The sequence below is a fragment of the Kitasatospora sp. NPDC015121 genome (assembly GCF_055562955.1).
Genome location: NZ_JBVHEH010000051.1, coordinates 1 through 18,111 on the forward strand (window position 1 = coordinate 1; position 18,111 = coordinate 18,111).

The 18,111-nt window shown below is 73.3% G+C and carries 12 protein-coding genes and 1 pseudogene; 1 reads left to right on the forward strand and 12 read right to left on the reverse strand.

Translation table 11 applies throughout. The features are described 5' to 3' along the window. Positions 1 to 95: pseudogene (locus tag ACZ3J7_RS38515) on the forward strand (ATP-binding protein); the annotation flags it as partial. A 104-nt stretch (positions 96 to 199) separates the two neighbouring features. Here the strand turns inward: ACZ3J7_RS38515 and cimA are convergent. From cimA to ACZ3J7_RS38575, 12 genes are all read right to left on the reverse strand, one after another. Continuing rightward, the gene (cimA, locus tag ACZ3J7_RS38520; RefSeq protein ID WP_465628053.1) at positions 200 to 1,804 is read right to left on the reverse strand and encodes a citramalate synthase; all 1,605 of its coding nucleotides are present in this window, start codon (positions 1,802 to 1,804) and stop codon (positions 200 to 202) included. 331 nt (positions 1,805 to 2,135) lie between these two features. Further along, complete coding sequence (locus ACZ3J7_RS38525; protein WP_465628054.1) at positions 2,136 to 2,702, reverse strand: Uma2 family endonuclease; 567 nt, start codon at positions 2,700 to 2,702, stop codon at positions 2,136 to 2,138. Positions 2,703 to 2,802: 100 nt separating this feature from the next. Then, the gene (locus ACZ3J7_RS38530) at positions 2,803 to 3,915 is read right to left on the reverse strand and encodes a branched-chain amino acid aminotransferase (RefSeq protein ID WP_465628056.1); all 1,113 of its coding nucleotides are present in this window, start codon (positions 3,913 to 3,915) and stop codon (positions 2,803 to 2,805) included. A gap of 175 nt (positions 3,916 to 4,090) precedes the next feature. After that, positions 4,091 to 5,128, reverse strand: coding sequence for a 3-isopropylmalate dehydrogenase (locus ACZ3J7_RS38535; protein WP_465628058.1), 1,038 nt, complete (start codon positions 5,126 to 5,128; stop codon positions 4,091 to 4,093). Positions 5,129 to 5,190: 62 nt separating this feature from the next. Next, entirely contained in the window at positions 5,191 to 5,772 is a 582-nt protein-coding gene (locus ACZ3J7_RS38540) for a Uma2 family endonuclease (protein ID WP_465628059.1), read from the reverse strand. A gap of 28 nt (positions 5,773 to 5,800) precedes the next feature. Continuing rightward, positions 5,801 to 8,926 carry a S8 family serine peptidase gene (locus ACZ3J7_RS38545; protein WP_465628061.1) on the reverse strand — a complete coding sequence of 1,042 codons (3,126 nt, stop codon included), beginning with the start codon at positions 8,924 to 8,926 and terminating at the stop codon, positions 5,801 to 5,803. A gap of 94 nt (positions 8,927 to 9,020) precedes the next feature. Further along, positions 9,021 to 9,191, reverse strand: coding sequence for a hypothetical protein (locus ACZ3J7_RS38550; protein WP_465628063.1), 171 nt, complete (start codon positions 9,189 to 9,191; stop codon positions 9,021 to 9,023). 280 nt (positions 9,192 to 9,471) lie between these two features. Beyond that, entirely contained in the window at positions 9,472 to 11,052 is a 1,581-nt protein-coding gene (serA, locus tag ACZ3J7_RS38555) for a phosphoglycerate dehydrogenase (RefSeq protein ID WP_465628065.1), read from the reverse strand. A gap of 223 nt (positions 11,053 to 11,275) precedes the next feature. After that, positions 11,276 to 12,274: a ketol-acid reductoisomerase gene (gene ilvC, locus ACZ3J7_RS38560; RefSeq protein ID WP_014138197.1), complete on the reverse strand. Its 999-nt coding sequence runs from the start codon at positions 12,272 to 12,274 to the stop codon at positions 11,276 to 11,278. A 109-nt stretch (positions 12,275 to 12,383) separates the two neighbouring features. Continuing rightward, positions 12,384 to 12,908 carry an acetolactate synthase small subunit gene (gene ilvN, locus ACZ3J7_RS38565; protein WP_033259134.1) on the reverse strand — a complete coding sequence of 175 codons (525 nt, stop codon included), beginning with the start codon at positions 12,906 to 12,908 and terminating at the stop codon, positions 12,384 to 12,386. Between the two features lie 31 nt (positions 12,909 to 12,939). Further along, a complete protein-coding gene (locus ACZ3J7_RS38570; protein WP_465628067.1) occupies positions 12,940 to 14,790 on the reverse strand; it encodes an acetolactate synthase large subunit in 1,851 nt (616 codons plus the stop codon). A gap of 274 nt (positions 14,791 to 15,064) precedes the next feature. Further along, positions 15,065 to 18,100, reverse strand: a complete 3,036-nt coding sequence (locus tag ACZ3J7_RS38575) for a putative bifunctional diguanylate cyclase/phosphodiesterase (protein WP_465628069.1) — start codon at positions 18,098 to 18,100, stop codon at positions 15,065 to 15,067. Between the last annotated feature and the right edge of the window lie 11 nt (positions 18,101 to 18,111).

The window sequence follows — 18,111 nt, forward strand, 5'->3', positions numbered from 1 at the left end:
TCCCCATCATCACCCTCGACGCCCGACGCCGCGACAGCGCCAAGAGCGCCCTCATCACCCTCGTCGAACACGCCCTCCTCGCCCGACTCCGGTGACGGGGCCGCGGTGACGGAGCCTCGACAGGGGTAATGGACACGCCAGAAGGGGGCGTGCGGAGCCTTCCGCACGCCCCCTGGGCACTTCCGTGCACCAGCCGCCGCTAGGGCTGCTGACCGACCCTCAGCAGCCCGTAGGTGTAGGCGTCCTCCAGCGCCACCCAGGACGCCGCGATCACGTTGTCCGCGACGCCGACCGTCGACCAGGTCGCGGTGCCGTCGGTGGACTCGATCAGCACCCGGGTCTTCGAGCCGGTGCCGTGCTGGCCCTCCAGGATCCGGACCTTGTAGTCCACCAGCTCCAGCTTCGCCAGCGCCGGGTAGATCGGCTCCAGCGCCGTCCGCAGCGCCTTGTCCAGCGCGTCCACCGGGCCGTTGCCCTCGCCGGTGGCGACCTTCCGCTCGCCCCTGGCCCACAGCTTCACGGTCGCCTCGTTGCCCGCGAAACCTTTCGGGCCCTGCTCGCTGATGGACCGCCAGGACTCCAGCTCGAAGTACCGCAGCTTCTCGCCGCCGTTCACCTCGTCGCGCAGCAGCAGCTCGAACGAGGCGTCCGCCGCCTCGTAGGTGTAGCCGAGGTTCTCCTGCTCCTTCACCCGGGCCACCACCCGGCCCGCCAGGTCGCGGTCGCTGGACAGGTCGTAGCCCAGCTCCTTGCCCTTCAGCTCGATCGACGCCCGCCCCGCCATGTCGGAGACCAGCATCCGCATGGTGTTGCCGACCAGCTCCGGGTCGATGTGCTGGTACAGGTCCGGGTCGACCTTGATCGCGGAGGCGTGCAGGCCCGCCTTGTGCGCGAACGCCGAGAAGCCCACGTACGGCTGGTGGGTGGACGGCGCCAGGTTCACCACCTCGGCGATGGCGTGCGAGATCCGGGTCATCTCGGCCAGCGCGCCGGCCGGGAGCACCCGGCGGTCGTACTTGAGCTCCAGCGCCGCCGCGACCGGGAACAGGTTGGCGTTGCCGACCCGCTCGCCGTAGCCGTTGGCCGTGCACTGCACGTGGGTCGCCCCGGCGTCGACCGCGGCCAGCGTGTTGGCGACCGCGCAGCCGGTGTCGTCCTGGGCGTGGATGCCCAGCCGGGCGCCGGTCTCCGCCAGCACGGTGGCGACGATGTCGCGCACCCCGGACGGCAGCATGCCGCCGTTGGTGTCGCACAGCACCACGACGTCCGCGCCCGCCTCGTGCGCGGTGCGCACCACGGCGAGGGCGTACTCCGGGTTCGCCTTGTAGCCGTCGAAGAAGTGCTCGCAGTCGATGAACACCCGCCGGCCCCGGGCGCGCAGGTACTCCACGCTGTCCCGGACCATCTCCAGGTTCTCCTCCAGCGTGGTGCGCAGCGCCAGCTCCACGTGCCGGTCGTGCGACTTCGCCACCAGCGTCACCACCGGCGCGCCGGAGGCCACCAGCGCGGCCAGCTGCGGGTCCTCGGCGGCCTTCCCGCCGGCCCGGCGGGTCGCGCCGAACGCCACCAGCCGCGCGTGCTTGAACTCCAGCTCGGCCTGGGCCCGGGCGAAGAACTCGGTGTCCCGGGGGTTGGCGCCCGGCCAGCCGCCCTCGATGAAGCCGACCCCGAACTCGTCCAGGTGGCGCGCGATCGCCAGCTTGTCCGCCACGGTGAGGTTGATCCCCTCACGCTGGGCGCCGTCGCGGAGCGTGGTGTCGAAGACGTGGAAGCCGTCGCTGGGACGGCCGTTGGCCTCGGTCATGGCCCTGGGTTCTCCGTTCGGTGGAGGTACTGCTGCTGCCGGGATCGGAATCCGGCTCCACTGTCCAGCATCCCGCGCGCGTCCCCGGTGTCTCCGTCCCCTCGTGGGGTCCGGTGCCGGTCCGGGGGCAAAACAAAAGACCCCTCGCGGGTGCGAGAGGTCTGCGCGCGGGTCTGGACGCTCGTGGTCGCTCCGCGGTCAGGGTGTTGCCGTCGGAGCGGTCACTGCGGACCGGCGCGCCTGCTGCTAATAATCAGCGAAAGCGAGGACACCCTCGCAGTCTTGCACACGCCCCGCCCGCGGGCACCGGCGTCTCGCCATCCGGAACGGGTCAGGCGAAGAGGTCGGCGGTGTCGAGCTCGAAGCCGAACGGCCCGGGCAACGGCAGCGGCTTCCCCACCAGCACCATGGCGGTCGCGGTGTAGTCGCCCTTGGCCGGGCCGCTGTACAGCACCACCTGGCCTGCTTTCCGGTCCACCAGGAGGTACAGCGGGATCTCCGCCGCGGCATAGCCCTTGCGCTTGGACTCACGGTCCTTGGCCGGATTTCCGGAGGTCACTTCGACCACCATCAGCAGCCCGTCGGGCTTGGCCCACGACTCACGGCCCATCATCCCGCCGCGGGCCGCGAACGCGCCGTCCGGAATGTACCGTCCGCCGGGCACGATCACGCCCGTTCCCGGTGCGAAGTCCAGGTCCGCGGCAGCCTGCTGGAAGACCTGCCGGACGATCCGCCCGATCACGGTCTCGTGCTCGCCGTTCGGAGGCGGTGTCACGATGATCTCTCCCTCGATGATCTCGGCCTTGAACCCCTGCGGGGTGTCCAGGGCCAGGAAGGCGTCGAGGAGGTCGTCCTCCGGGCTGCGCCAGACGTCGGCGTCGTACATCTCGGCGGTCATGGTCCCTCCCTCCTATCCGGTCCGTTCAACGAGTGGAGCGCTTCCGAGGCTACCGGGCCCGGGCATTCCGCCATGAAATGCCCGGGCCGGCGGTCCGGGGTCAGGCGATGGTGTGCATCCAGCCGTGGGTGTCGGGGGTCTGGCCGCCCTGGATGGCGAGCAGGGACTCGCGCAGGCGCATGGTGACGGGGCCGGGCTCGCCGGTGCCGACGGTCCAGTCGGCGGAGGCGGACTTGACGTGGCCGACGGGGGTGATGACGGCGGCGGTGCCGCAGGCGAAGACCTCGGTGATGGTGCCGTCGGCGTTGCCGCGCTTCCACTCGTCGGTGGAGATCCGCCGCTCCTCGGTCCCGTAGCCGAGGTCGGCGGCGAGGGTGAGCAGGGAGGAGCGGGTGATGCCGGGGAGCAGGGCGCCGGAGAGCTCGGGGGTGACGACGGTGGCGTTCTCGCCCTCGCCGAGGACGAAGTAGAGGTTCATGCCGCCCATCTCCTCCACCCACTTGTGCTCGGCGGCGTCGAGCCAGACCACCTGGTCGCAGCCCTTGGCGGCGGCCTCGGCCTGGGCGACCAGCGAGGCGGCGTAGTTGCCGGCGCACTTGGCCGCGCCGGTGCCGCCGGGCGCGGCGCGGACGTAGTCCTCGGAGAGCCAGACCGAGACCGGCTTGACCCCGCCGGAGAAGTACGCGCCGGCCGGCGAGGCGATGATCATGAAGACGTACGAGTTGGCGGGGCGGACGCCCAGGCCGACCTCGGTGGCGAACATGAACGGCCGCAGGTAGAGGCTCTGCTCGGGCTGGCTGGGCACCCAGGCGCGGTCCTGCTGGACGAGCAGTTCGACGGCCTCGACGAAGGTCTCGATCGGCAGCTCGGGCATCGCCAGCCGGCGGGCGGAGGCCTGGAAGCGGGCGGCGTTGGCCTCCGGGCGGAAGGTGGCGATCGAGCCGTCGGCCTGCCGGTAGGCCTTGAGGCCCTCGAAGATCGACTGGCCGTAGTGCAGCGTCATGTTGGCCGGGTCGATCTCCAGCGGCGCGTACGGCGTCAGCTGGGCGTCGTGCCAGCCCCGGCCCTCGGTCCAGCGGATGGTGACCATGTGGTCGGTGAAGACGCGGCCGAAACCGGGGTTGGCCAGTCGGGCCTCGCGCTCCTGGTCGGACAGCGGGTGCGCGGAGGGCTTGAGGTCGAACGGGATGGGCGCCGGGGTGGGCGTGCTCATGACTGTCTGTCCTTCACCGTGGGTGTGGGCTGGGCCGGCCACCGTCGGGCGGGGGAAAACGCATGACGGCACGGCCCACTGTCGATACTCGCATCCAGGGGGCCGTGCCGAACAGCCGGACGGCTGTGCTCGCGCTATGAACCGGCCCACCGGCCGGAGATTGTCGTCCGGCCGGTCAGCCGGATACTCGGGCGGCGAGCGCGTCGCCCGTCTCGGAGGTGGAGCGGGTGCCGGAGCGCTCGGCGAGGTCCGCGGCGACCGCGGCCTCGACCCGGGCGGCCTCCGCGGTGAAGCCGAGGTGCTCCAGCAGCATGGCGACCGACAGCACGGTGGCGGTCGGGTCGGCCTTGCCCTGGCCGGCGATGTCCGGGGCGGAGCCGTGCACCGGCTCGAACATCGACGGGAAGTCGCCGCTCGGGTTGATGTTGCCCGACGCGGCCAGGCCGATGCCGCCGGTGACGGCTGCGGCGAGGTCGGTGAGGATGTCGCCGAACAGGTTGTCGGTGACGATCACGTCGAAGCGCTCGGGCTGGGTGACGAAGAAGATCGTCGCCGCGTCCACGTGCAGGTAGTCGGTGGTGACCTCGGGGAACTCCCGGCCGACCTGCTCGAAGATCCGGGTCCACAGGTGGCCGGCGTGCACCAGCACGTTGTTCTTGTGGACGAGGGTGAGCTTCTTGCGCGGACGGGCCTGGGCCCGGCGGTAGGCGTCCCGGACGACCCGCTCGATGCCGAACGCGGTGTTCAGCGACACCTCGGTGGCGACCTCCTGCGGGGTGCCGGTGCGCAGCGTGCCGCCGTTGCCGACGTACGGGCCCTCGGTGCCCTCGCGGACGACCACGAAGTCGATGTCCGGCTCGCCGGCCAGCGGCGACCTCACGCCCGGGAAGAGCTTGCCCGGACGCAGGTTGATGTGGTGGTCGAAGGCGAACCGCAGCTTGAGCAGCAGCCCGCGCTCCAGCACGCCGGACGGCACGCTCGGGTCGCCGATGGCGCCGAGCAGGATCGCGTCCTGGCCCTTGAGCTCCTCCAGCACCGCGTCCGGGAGGGTCTCCCCGGTCCGGTGGTACAGCCGTGCACCGAGGTCGTACTCGGTGGTCTCCAGCTTGGTGTCGGAGGGCAGGGCGGCGCGGAGCACCTTGAGGCCCTCGGCCACGACCTCCTGGCCGATGCCGTCACCCGGGATCACTGCGAGACGAATGGTGCGAGACATACTCGGACAGTACAACCCGTCCCACGGCCTGGGCACGGGCCGTCCACCATGCGGACGAGCCGTCAGAGCAGCTCGGCCTCGACCGGGAACGGCTGCTCGACCTTGAGGCGGTCGTGGAAGATCCCGGTGGGGGTGTAGCGGTCGGTCGCCGGATCCAGCTCGTAGGTGTAGACGACGGGGCGGCCGTCGACGTTCTCCACCCGCCAGAAGTAGCGGATCCCCGCGGCGGCGTACTTGCGGGGCTTGACCTCGCGGTCGCGGGTCCGCGACTCGTCGGAGACCACCTCGACCGCGAGCAGGACGTCAGCCGCCAGGCTGTAGGTCTGGTGCTGACCCGTGTTCCCCTCCTCGTTGACGACCATGAGGTCCGGTTCCGGCCGGTTGCGGGTGTCGATCTTGACCGACATCTCGCGCAGCACCTCCCATCCCGGGGGAACCGCAGCGACCAGCGCGTACTCCAGGAGGCGCATCACCCGCATGTGGAACCTCATCTGCGGACTCACGAAAACCAGGCTCCCGTCGATCAGTTCCGTGTGCGGCGGGAGGTCCGGCAACCGGTCCAGGTCGTCGGCCGTGTAGCCGCCCACGGGCGGGCGGAGCCAGTCCGGGTACGGGTCCGGGTCGACGCTCATCAGTGCTCCCATGGTGGGGATTCTGGCCTGTCCGACCAGGCTACCGGGCGGCTTCCCGCCCGGGGTCGCCCTTCGGGGCGAAGAGCTGGACGCGGTTGCCGACCGGGTTGAGGTGGTGGATCACCAGCGCGTTCGCGAGCGGGGTGTGCAGCACCTGGCCGGGGTGGGTGGGGGTGAGGACGGGGGTGGGACGGGTGGGGTCCAGGGGGTAGGGGCCGAGGGTGTCGAGGGCTTCGGCGGGGTCGGCGGAGGGGCCGGTCCAGAGGGTGTAGCGGGGGTGGGTGAGCGGCGGCAGGGCCGACAGCCGGACGGGGAGGAGCAGGGTGTCGGAGTCGAGCAGGGCGGTGTCGGTGTCGCCCCAGCGGCCGTTGAGCGGCTGGACGTCGAGCTGGGCGCCGGTGCGGGCGTCCAGGGTGCGGGCGATCAGGACGTCGCTGCCCTTGAGGCGGTCGGCGAGCACGGTGGCGTCGGGGGTGCCGTCGCCGTCGGCGTCGATCGAGGCGCGCACGCCGAGCGGGCCGGCGGGGGTGGCGGCGGGGGCCCACAGGACGGCGGCGAGGTAGAGGGTGCCGCGGCCGTCGACGGCGGCGGCCGCGTGGTGCAGGTCGGCGGAGCGCTCGGCGGGGTCGTCGACGCAGATCTCGGCGTCGGAAGCGGGGCAGTCGGGCCAGCGCGCTCCCTCGCCGCCCGGCTGGAGGGCGCTGAGCAGGCCGGGGCGCGGGTTCCCGGAGACCGCGAAGGTCGCCGGGGTGCCGAGCGCGGTGGCGGCGGTGGCGGCGCGCGGGGCGGCGAACAGCGGGACGCGCAGCGGCGGCAGGCCGCCGTCGTCGGGGGTGAGGGTGAGCCGGCCGGAGAGTTCGCCGCGGTAGCTGCGGGCGTGGCCGGCCTGCAGCAGGTCGAGGGTGGGGTCGGGGGCGCGGCCGAGGTCGGGGCCGAGCCGGAGCGTGACGGTGACGGTGGCGCTGCCGTGCGGCGGCAGGTCGACCCGGGCGGGCGAGACGGCGAAGGCGGCGCCGGGCAGCGTGGTGGCGGGCGCGTAGCCGGTGGCGTAGCCGAGCGGGCGCTCGCCGAGGTTGCGGACGGTGACCTCGCGGGTGGCGCTCAGCGCGCCGGTGGCCTCGACCACGCCGAAGGAGACGCCGACCGCGCCCTCGGTCTGCGCGCCGTAGGCGAGGACGGGGGTGCGGACGGCGTCGTCGACCCTGGCCCGGCCGCTGCCGGTGCGTTCGGGGCCGTGGACCGGGCCGGTGCGGCCGTCGTGGAGGTAGGTGTCGGTGGCGGTGTCCATCAGCGCGGCCTTGACCTCGGTGACGCCGTAGTCGGGGTGCGCGGCGCGGACCAGGGCGGCCAGTCCGGACAGGTGCGGGGTGGCCATCGAGGTGCCGTCCTCGCGCATGCCGCCGGAGCCGCTGCCCGCCTTGGCGGACCAGATGGTCTCGCCGGGGGCGGCCAGGTCGGGCTTGACCACGCCGTCGACGCCGATGCCGCGGGAGGTGAAGGAGGCCAGGGTGTCGGTGCGCTGCGGCTGGTCCTGCGGGACGGCGCCGTGCAGCGGGTTGCCGGGGGCGGCGAGCCGGACGGTGACCGGGCCGTCGTCGAGCGCCGCCAGCAGTCGCGTCCCGTCGGCGCGGGCCAGGATCGCGGCGGGGATCCGGTCGTCGCCGGCGATCTCGCCGAGGTTGTCGCCGTCGGCGGCGTAGAGCGCGCCGACCGCGCCGGCGTCGGCCGCGTGGTCGGCGCGCGGGGCGGAGCCGCAGGCCCGGTCCGGGTCCTTGGTGGTCCAGCGCAGCACGGCGACCTTGCCGCGCAGCCGGTCGGCGTCGGCCGGGGTGAAGGGCGCGCAGCCGTCGGACTGGTCGGCGGGGACGGCGAGTTCGCCGCTGACCTCGGGGCCGTCCCAGCGGGTGTACTTGCTGCTCCAGTGCGCGGGGACGTTCCCGGCCAGGCTCGCGGGGGCGAGCACGGTGACGCCGTCGGCGTCGCCGTGCTCGTCGACCGAGGCGGCGGCGGTGAGCACCCGGGCGGCGGTGCCGGGGCTGCCGCCGACGCCGTAGACGTCGCCCTCGTTGCCGGAGGCGGCGACCACCACGGTGCCGAGGGCGGCGAGCCGGTCGGCGGCGAGCGCGTCGGCGTCGCCGGGGCGGCCGTAGGGGCTGCCGAGCGAGAGGTTGACCACGTCGAGGCGGTCGGTGAGGTCGCCGTCGCCGTCCGGGTCGGCGGCCAGGTCGAGGGCGGCGGCGAGCTGGTCGGTGGAGCCGTCGCAGCCGAACACCTTGATGGCGTACAGCTGGGCGCCGGGGGCCGCGCCGGGGGCGACCCGGAAGTCGGCGGGGTCGAGGCCGGGCCGGTAGGGGCCGCGGTAGGGCTTGCCGTCGGCGGTGACGCCGAGTCCGGCGGCGGTGCCGGCCACGTGGGTGCCGTGGCCGTTGGCGGCGCAGTCGAGCGGGTTGTCGTCGGGGTGCGGTTCGGGCTGGTGGTGCGGCGAGGCGGGGTCGGGGTCGTAGTCGTCGCCGACCAGGTCCCTGCCGCCGGTCACCTTGGCGTTGGGGAAGAGGCCGGGGGGCGCGGGCGCGGCGCCGTCCACCGCGCGGTAGGCCTCGACGGTGCCGGGGCCGCCGAAGTCGGCGTGGGTGTAGTCGATGCCGGAGTCGACGACGCCGATCCGGACGCCCTCGCCGGTGCGGCCCGCGGGTCCGTCCCAGACCCGGGGGGCGCCGGTGAGCGGCACCGAGTACCCGTTGGCGCGCCGCTTGAGCGCGACCGGGCGCACCGCGCGGACGCCGGGCAGCGCGGCCAGTCGCGGGAGTTCGGCGGCGGGCAGCCGCAGCGCGAGGCCGCTGACCAGGGTGCGGGTGCGGTAGAGCGGGCGGGCGTCGGGGGCGGCGCGCCGCAGGGCGGCGGTGAGGGCGTCCAACGAGCGGTCGGCGGCGGCCCGTTGGGCCCGCCCCGCGCTCGCGGCGGCGCGCCGGGTCTGGTCGGGGGTGCGCAGGTCCCGGCGGGCGTCGTCCCGGGCCCGCTGCCAGGCGGTGGCGGCGGGTTCGGTGCCGAGCTCCAGGAACACGGCGGTGCTCGGGCCCTCCCCCGGCCGGGCGGCGGCCGCCGTCGCGGGGGCGACGGCCGGGGCGAGCAGGGCGAGGGCGGCGAGGAGACCGAGGGGGGTGCGCACGGCCCCAAACTAGGAGCAGCCGCGGGGACGGGGGCGGAGCTTCACTCCTTGGGTGACACACCGTCACCCGTCCGGCGCAGCGCGCGCCGTGGGGTCAGCCGCCGGTCGGCGCGCTGTTGTCGCGGCGGTCGAGGGCGCGCTGCAGGGCGGCGGCGGTGCGGGGGTCGGCCGGGAGGGCGCGGCGGCGGCGCGGGGCCTGGGCGGCGCGGGCGGCGGCGGAAGCGGTGGCGGTGGTGGCGGTGGTGCGGTCTGCGACGAACGGCATACCGGGCTCCTTGGTGCGGGGGCGCTGCGGCGCGCTGGAGGGGAGAGCGGGGGTACGCCGAGCAGGGGTCGCCTGCCGCACCGCGTACGGGCCTGCGGGCCACGCTCCCCGTAGTCGCGGGGGTGGCTCACCGTAGGACTACTCCACGGTACGACGGTCGGGCCCGGAGGTCAGCAGATTTACTTGGATTTCCTAGTATCTGAGACGGGATTCACTCCCGGGTATGCGAACGGCCCTTCCGCCTCAAGGTCGGAAGGGCCGTTCGGGGCGTGCCGGGAGGTCAGCCCAGGTTCACCGAGCGGGCGAACCGGGCGCCGATCGCGGCGGCGATCTCGGCCAGCACCTCCTGGGACACCTCGGTGTCCACGGTGATCGAGGCGAGCGCGCTGTCGCCGTCCCGGGCGACCTGCATGCCCGCGATGTTGATGCCGGCGTCGCCGAGGATCCGGCCGAGGGTGCCGACCACGCCGGGGCGGTCCTCGTAGTGGAAGAACGCCATGTGGTCGGTGAGCGCCACGTCGACGTCGAAGCCGTCCACGCCGACGATCTTCTGGGTCTGCTTCGGGCCGGAGAGCGTGCCGGAGATCGACACCTCGCCGCCGTCGGCCAGGGTGCCGCGGACGGTGATCACGTTGCGGTGCTCGGGCGACTCGCTGGAGGTGGTCAGCCGCACCTCGACGCCGCGCTCCTGGGCGAACAGCGGGGCGTTGACGTACGACACCGTCTCGGCCACCACGTCCTCGAACACGCCCTTCAGCGCGGAGAGTTCGAGCACCTTGACGTCGTGCTGGGTGATCTCGCCGCGGACCTCGACGTCCAGCCGGACGGCGACCTCGCCGGCCAGCGCGGTGAAGATCCGGCCGAGCTTCTCGGCCAGCGGCAGGCCCGGGCGGACGTCCTCGGCGATCACGCCGCCCTGGACGTTGACCGCGTCCGGCACCAGCTCGCCGGCCAGCGCGAGGCGCACCGACTTGGCGACCGCGATGCCGGCCTTCTCCTGCGCCTCGTCGGTGGAGGCGCCCAGGTGCGGGGTGGCGACCACGTTGTCGAAGGCGAACAGCGGCGAGTCGGTGCACGGCTCCTTGGCGTACACGTCCAGGCCGGCGCCGGCCACCCGGCCCTCCTGCAGCGCCCGGACGAGGGCCTCCTCGTCGACGATGCCGCCGCGGGCGGCGTTGACGATCCGCACGCTCGGCTTGACCTTGTGCAGCGCCTCGTCGCCGATCAGGCCGATGGTCTCCGGGGTCTTCGGGAGGTGGACGGTGATGAAGTCCGCGACCTCCAGCAGCTCCTCCAGGGAGAGCAGCTTGACGCCCATCTGGGCCGCGCGGGCGGCCTGGATGTAGGGGTCGTAGGCGACGATCTTCATGCCGAACGCGGACATCCGCTGCGCGACCAGCACGCCGATCCGGCCGAGGCCGACCACGCCGAGCACCTTCTCGCTCAGCTCGACGCCGGTGTACTTGTTGCGCTTCCACTCGCCGCCCTTGAGCGCGGCGTTGGCGGGCGCGATGTTGCGGGCGACCGAGATGAGCAGGCCGCAGGCCAGCTCGGCGGCGGTGACGATGTTGGAGGTCGGCGCGTTCACGACCATCACGCCGGCCTTGGTGGAGGCGGCGACGTCGACGTTGTCCAGGCCGACGCCGGCCCGGGCGACGACCTTCAGCTTCTTGGCGGCGGCCAGCGCCTCCGCGTCCACCTTGGTGGCGGAGCGGATCAGGATGGCGTCCACGTCGGCGATGGCGGTCAGCAGCTCGGCGCGGTCGGCGCCGTTGCAGTGCCGGATCTCGAAGTCGGGGCCCAGCGCGTCGACGGTGGCGGGCGACAGCTCTTCGGCGATCAGTACGACAGATTTGCTCACGACAGTGTGTCCTTAACTGTCCGGTTCTCCCCGCCGCACGGAGGTGGCGCGCACAGGGCGGGGGAAGGTGGCATGTCGCGTAGCTAGACGCACGACGCTGTGGGCCTGACGCGTGGTTCGGAGTCTATCGGCGGGGTGGTGCGGGGACTGCTCCCGTCCGGCGAAATCACCCGGACGGGAGCAGCCTTGTTGTACAACCGCGATGAACCGCGACGGGGGAGGCTCAGGCCTCCTGGTCGACCCAGCTCATCAGCTTGCGGAGCTTCTTGCCGGTGGTCTCCAGCAGGTGCTCGCTGTCCGCGTTCTTGTACTCGTTGTACTTCGGCAGACCGGCCTTGTACTCGGCGATCCAGGTGTTGGCGAAGGTGCCGTCCTGGATCTCGGCGAGGACCTTCTTCATCTCGGCCTTGGTGTCGGCGGTGATGATGCGGGGGCCGGTCACGTAGTCGCCCCACTCGGCGGTCTCGGAGACCGACCAGCGCATCTTCTCCAGGCCGCCCTCGTACATCAGGTCGACGATGAGCTTCAGCTCGTGCAGGCACTCGAAGTAGGCGATCTCGGGCTGGTAGCCCGCCTCGACCAGGGTCTCGAAGCCGGCCTTCACCAGGGCGGCGGTGCCGCCGCAGAGGACGGCCTGCTCGCCGAACAGGTCGGTCTCGGTCTCCTCGGTGAAGGTGGTCTTGATGACGCCGGCCTTGGTGCCGCCGATGCCCTTGGCGTAGGACAGCGCCAGGTCGAAGGCCTTGCCGGTGGCGTCCTGCTCGACGGCCACGATGCACGGGACGCCGCGGCCCTCCTGGTACTGGCGGCGGACCAGGTGGCCCGGGCCCTTCGGGGCGACCATGCAGACGTCGACGTCCGCCGGCGGCTGGATGAAGCCGAAGCGGATGTTCAGGCCGTGGCCGAAGAACAGGGCGTCGCCCGCCTTCAGGTTCGGCTCGATGGCGTCCTTGTAGACGTCGGCCTGGATCGGGTCCGGAACCAGGATCATGATGACGTCGGCCTCGGCCGCGGCCTCGGACGGGGTGACCACGCGCAGGCCGGCCTCGGCGGCGGCGGCGCGGGACTTCGAGCCCTCCAGCAGGCCGACGCGGACGTCCACGCCCGAGTCGCGCAGCGACAGCGCGTGGGCGTGGCCCTGGCTGCCGTAGCCGATGACCGCGACCTTGCGGCCCTGGATGATGGACAGGTCGGCGTCGTCTTCGTAGAACAGCTCGGCCACGGGGGCACATCTCCTTGCGTGATGGTGATGCCGGGGTTCCTACCGTAGGCGCACCCGGCGGTCTTCGATGGCAGTGCTCAGGTTGTGGGACGGGTCGCGGCGGGCCGCGTCAGGCGGAGCGGTCCAGCGCGCGCAGCGAGCGGTCGGTGATCGAGCGGGCGCCGCGGCCGATCGCGACCAGGCCGGACTGCACCAACTCCTTGATGCCGTACGGCTCCAGCATCCGCAGCATGGCCTCCAGCTTGTCGGAGGAGCCGGTGGCCTCGATGGTCACCGCGTCGGGCGACACGTCGACGGTCTTGGCGCGGAACAGCTGGACGATCTCGGTGACCTGGGAGCGGCTCTCCGCGTCGGCCCGGACCTTGACCAGGACCAGCTCGCGCTGGACCGCCTGGGACTGGTCCAGCTCGACGATCTTGATCACGTTGACCAGCTTGTTGAGCTGCTTGGTGACCTGCTCCAGCGGCAGCTCCTCGACGTTGACCACGATGGTCATCCGGGAGATGTCGGGGTGCTCGGTCGGGCCGACCGCGAGCGAGTCGATGTTGAAGCCGCGGCGGGAGAACAGCGAGGCGATCCGGGCGAGCACGCCGGGCTTGTTCTCGACCAGGACGGACAGGGTGTGCTTGGACATGGTGGTCATCGCTTTCGGGTCCGGTGGTCCGTCAGTCCAGGTCGTCGCCGAAGTCGGGGCGCACGCCCCGGGCGAACTGGATCTCGTCGTTGCTGGTGCCGGCGGCGACCATCGGCCAGACCATCGCGTCCTGGTGCACGATGAAGTCGATGACCACCGGGCGGTCGTTGATCTCCATCGCCTGCTTGATCACGTCGTCCAGGTCCTCGGGGCGCTCGCAGCGCAGGCCGACCGCGCCCATCGCCTCGGAGAGCAGCACGAAGTCCGGGATCCGGGTGCCCTGGGCGGGCGGCTCGATGCCGTCGTGGCCCGGGCCGGAGTGCAGCACGGTGTTGGAGTAGCGCTGGTTGTAGAACAGGGTCTGCCACTGGCGGACCATGCCGAGCGAGCCGTTGTTGATGACCGCGACCTTGATCGGCAGGTTGTTCAGGGTGCAGGTGGTGAGTTCCTGGTTGGTCATCTGGAAGCAGCCGTCGCCGTCGATCGCCCAGACCGGGACGTCCGGCTTGCCGGCCTTGGCGCCCATCGCGGCGGGGACGGCGTAGCCCATCGTCCCGGCGCCGCCGGAGTTGAGCCAGGTGGCGGGCTTCTCGAACCGGATGAACTGGCTGGCCCACATCTGGTGCTGGCCGACGCCCGCGGCGTAGATCGCGTCCGGGCCGACCAGCTGGCCGATCCGCTCGATCACCTGCTGCGGCGACAGCTGCCCGGCGGGGGCGGGCTCGTAGCCCAGCGGGTAGGTCTTCTTCCACTCGTCCAGCCGGGCCCACCAGTCGGTGTAGTCGCCCCGGTGGCCGGCGTCGAACTCGGCCTGGACGGCGACGATCAGGTCGGCCAGCACCTCGCGGGCGTCGCCGACGATCGGGACGTCCGCCGGGCGGTTCTTGCCGATCTCGGCCGGGTCGATGTCGGCGTGCACGACCTTGGCGTTCGGGGCGAAGGAGTCGAGCTTGCCGGTGACCCGGTCGTCGAAGCGGGCGCCCAGGGTGAACAGCAGGTCGGTCTTCTGCAGCGCGGTGACGGCGGGGACCGAGCCGTGCATGCCGGGCATGCCCAGGTGCTGCGGGTGGCTGTCCGGGAAGACGCCGATCGCCATCAGGGTGGTGACCACGGGCGCGCCGGTCAGCTCGGCGAGGATCCGCAGCTCGGCACCGGCGTTGGCCTTGAGCACGCCGCCGCCGACGTACAGCACCGGGCGCTTGGCGCCCACCAGCAGCTTGGCGGCCTCGCGGATCTGCTTGGCGTGCGGCTTGGTGACCGGGCGGTAGCCGGGCAGCGCGGTCTCCGCCGGCCAGCGGAAGACGGTCTGCGCCTGCAGCGCGTCCTTGGCGATGTCGACCAGGACCGGGCCGGGGCGGCCGGTGGCGGCGATGTGGAAGGCCTCGGCGATCACCCGCGGGATCTCGGCCGGGTCGGTCACCAGGTAGTTGTGCTTGGTGATCGGCATCGTGATGCCGCAGATGTCCGCCTCCTGGAAGGCGTCCGTGCCGATCGCCTTGGAGGCGACCTGGCCGGTGATCGCGACGATCGGCACCGAGTCCATGTACGCGTCGGCGATCGGGGTGACCAGGTTGGTCGCGCCGGGGCCCGAGGTGGCCATGCAGACGCCGACCCGGCCGGTGGCCTGCGCGTAGCCGGTCGCGGCGTGGCCGGCGCCCTGCTCGTGCCGGACCAGGATGTGCCGGACCTTGGTGGAGTCCATCAGCGGGTCGTACGCCGGGAGGATGGCGCCGCCCGGGATGCCGAACACCGTGTCGGCGCCCACGGCTTCGAGGGAGCGGATGAGCGACTGCGCGCCGGTCATGGTCTCGGTGGTCTGGGGACCCGGAGCGTGGGCGGCCGGGTGGTCCCCGCGGCGGGGGGTTGCGGCGTGCTCAGTCATCTGCCTGTCTCTTCTCGGGTTCTGCTCGGGGGGCGTCGGTCCGGGCCGTTGGACGGTTCCCGGCCGGTCTCCGGCTCTGCCTCAATCGTCCGGATTTCAGGTGGTTGAGGCCAGTCCTGCTGCGATGGCCAACCGGCGTTCGTGCAACAAAAAACCCCTCGTGCCCAGGGCATGCGAGGGGGAGGCGCGTCAGGCTGGTTCAGCCGACGCGCCCGCCAAGTACGAGAATTCGGGTGGTCATGGCACCGACCTTCCTCCCACGCAGTGGCGGGTGTCAAGCTGGTGGAACCGACGTCTCACCATGCGGGCCGCCGGTCGGACCGCCCACGGCGTGCCGTCGCGGCAGGTCCGGGCCGGGGTGCGGGGGGCCCGGGCGGGCGGCGGCGGGCTCGGCGCGACCACCCGTTCGCGGGTCCGGGGTGAGCAGCGGGCGGCGGCCCGGGCCGGGCCCGCCCTGCGGCTGGCGGGGCACCGGGTAGCCGCGGCGCAGCAGGGCCCGGCGCAGCCGCAGTTCGTCCAGCGGGCGGTCGAAGGCCAGGCCCTGGCCGCGCCGGCAGCCGAGCTCCTGCAGGACGGCGACCTGCCGGGGGTGGTCGACGCCGTCGGCGCCGGTGACCAGGCCGAGGTCGCGGCCCAGCCGCAGCGCGTGGCCGGCCAGCGCCCGGGTGAGGGTGGACTCGGCGATGTCCTGGACCAGGCTGCGGTCGAGCTTGAGGGCGTCGAACGGGAGCCGGACGAGGGCGCCGAGCGAGCCGCCGCCGGCCCCGAACCCGGCCAGCGCGGTGGAGACGCCGAGGCCGCGCAGCGCGGCGAGCCGGCGGCCGAGCTCGTCGGCGAGCGCGTCGGGTCCGGTCCTGGCCACCTCCAGGACCAGCAGCTCGGGCGGCAGCTTGGTGTCGCGCAGCGCGCCGGCCAGCGTCTCGTACACGCCGGGGGCGCAGATCCGCTCGGCGGCGAGCCGGACGGTGACCGGGACGGGCGGGGCGGCCGGGCCGTCGGCGCGGCGGCGGGCGGCGGCGGCGACCGCCTCGGTGATCAGCCAGCGGGTGAACCGGGTGGCGGCGTCGCCGGACTCGGCGGTGCGCAGGAACTCGGCGGGGGTGAGCAGCAGGCCGCCGGCCGAGCGCCAGCGGGCCTGCGCCTCGACGCCGGTGAGCCGGCCGCCGGCCAGCTCGACCACGGGCTGGTGCAGCAGCGTGAAGGAGCCCTCCCGGACGGCGGCCCGGAGCCGCTCCTCCAGTTCGGTGCGGCGGTCGAGCTCGGCGCGCATCGCGGGGGTGTAGAGCACCACCCGGCCCTTGCCGCTCGACTTGGCCTGGTACATCGCCAGGTCGGCGTCGCGCAGCAGTTCGTCGGCGGCGGCCCCGGCGGCGTCCTGGCCGGTCTCCGGCCCGGCGGCCCCGTGGACGCGGCCCGGGGCCGGGGCGGGCGCGTGGGCGGGCGCGTGGGCGCGGGCCGGGGCGGGCACGGCGGCGGGTTCGGGCACCGGCAGCGGGGCGTCCGGGCCGAAGGCGATGCCGATCGAGGCGGCCACGCCGAGTTCGGCGCCGCCGATCCAGTACGGCTCGGAGAGCGCGCCGCGGATCCGCTCGGCCAGGTCGCGGACCTGCGGGTGCCCGAGCCGGCCGCGCACCAGCACGGCGAACTCGTCGCCGCCGAACCGGGCCACGGTGTCCTCGCTGCGGACGGCGGCCTGCAGCCGCCGGGCGGCCTGCACCAGCAGTTCGTCGCCGACCTGGTGCCCGGCGCTGTCGTTGACCGCCTTGAAGCCGTCCAGGTCGAGGAAGAGCACCGCGACGGCGGTGCCGACCGGCCCCTGCGCGGAGAGCGCGGCCCGGACCCGGTGCGCGAACAGGGCGCGGTTGGGCAGGTCGGTGAGCGGGTCGTGGAACGCGTTGTGCTGCAACTGGGCCTGCAGCCGGACGCGTTCGGTGATGTCGCGGCTGTTCAGGATCAGGCCGTCGCGGTACGGGTTGACGGTGGACTCCACGTGCAGCCACTCCCCCTCGCCGGAGCGGATCCGGCACTCGACCCGGGCCGAGGGCTCGCCGTTGCTGAACCGGGCGCCCTTGGTGCGGGCCAGGATCCGGCGGACCTCGGCCAGCACCCGGTCGACGTCCTCGGGGTGGACCAGGTTGAGCAGGTTGCCGCCGACCAGGTCCTCCGGGTCCCGGTTGTAGACCCGCAGCGCGGCGGGGCTGACGTAGGACAGCGCCCCGGACGGCCCGGCGATCATGATGACGTCGCTGGAGCCCTGCACCAGGGAGCGGAAGTGCGCCTCCTTGGTGGCGAGTTCCTGCGCCAGCGAGAGGTTGTCCAGCAGCATCACGCCCTGCCGGACGATCAGCGCCAGGCCGACCGTGCTGGCGGCGGCCAGCATCACCCGGTCCAGCGGGCGGCCGCCGAGCGCGTTGTAGAGGATCCCGGCGGTGCAGACGGCGGCGGCCGCGTACGGGGTGAGCGCGCTGAACGTGGAGGCCACCCGGCGGCGCGGCAGGCCCTGGGCGGAGGGGTGCTGGCGGGACGGGCGGCGGCCGTGCTGCCAGGGGGCCCAGGCCAGCAGGAGCGAGCCGGCGAACCAGCCGGCGTCGAGCAGTTCGCCGGAGTGGTAGTCGCTGTGGAACTGCGGGGTGGTGAACAGCGCGTCGCAGACCACGGTCAGCGCGAGGCCGATCATCGCGGTGTGCACGGCGGCCCGGTTGCCGTCCCGGCCGCGGAAGCGCAGGCCGACCACCAGGCTGACCAGCAGGATGTCCAGCACCGGGTAGCCGAGGCCGAGGGCCAGCTTCAGCGGGTCGTCGCCGTCGCCGGCCGCGACCCGGCCGAGCGCCAGGCTCCAGCTGAGCGTGAACAGCGAGCCGGCCACCAGCCAGCCGTCCAGCAGCAGGCAGAGCCAGCCGGCCGGGGTGCGCGGGCGCTGGGCCAGCACCAGCAGGCCGGTGATGGCCAGCGGGGCGAACAGCAGGAAGGCGAAGTCGGCGGACGAGTCCGGCGGGAGCGGCTCGCGCAGCACCACCTCGTACCAGCCCCAGGCGCCGTTGCCGAACGCCACCATGGCCGAGGAGAGGCCGAACAGCAGCCAGGCGGGCCGGGTGTGGCCGCCGACCGCGACCCCGTGCCCGAGACAGGACAGGGCGGCCGCGAGGGCCGCCCCGGCGAGACCGAAGTCCCCCATCACCAGCGCGAGTTCACTCGACCCCCAGCCGACGGCGGCGCCCGCGGCGTACCCGGCGCAGAGCAGCACGAGCAGCGCGGCGGTCAGCCGGCGGAGCGGGCTGGGGACAGGCGGCACCGACTCGGTGGAGTTCAATCGACATCTCC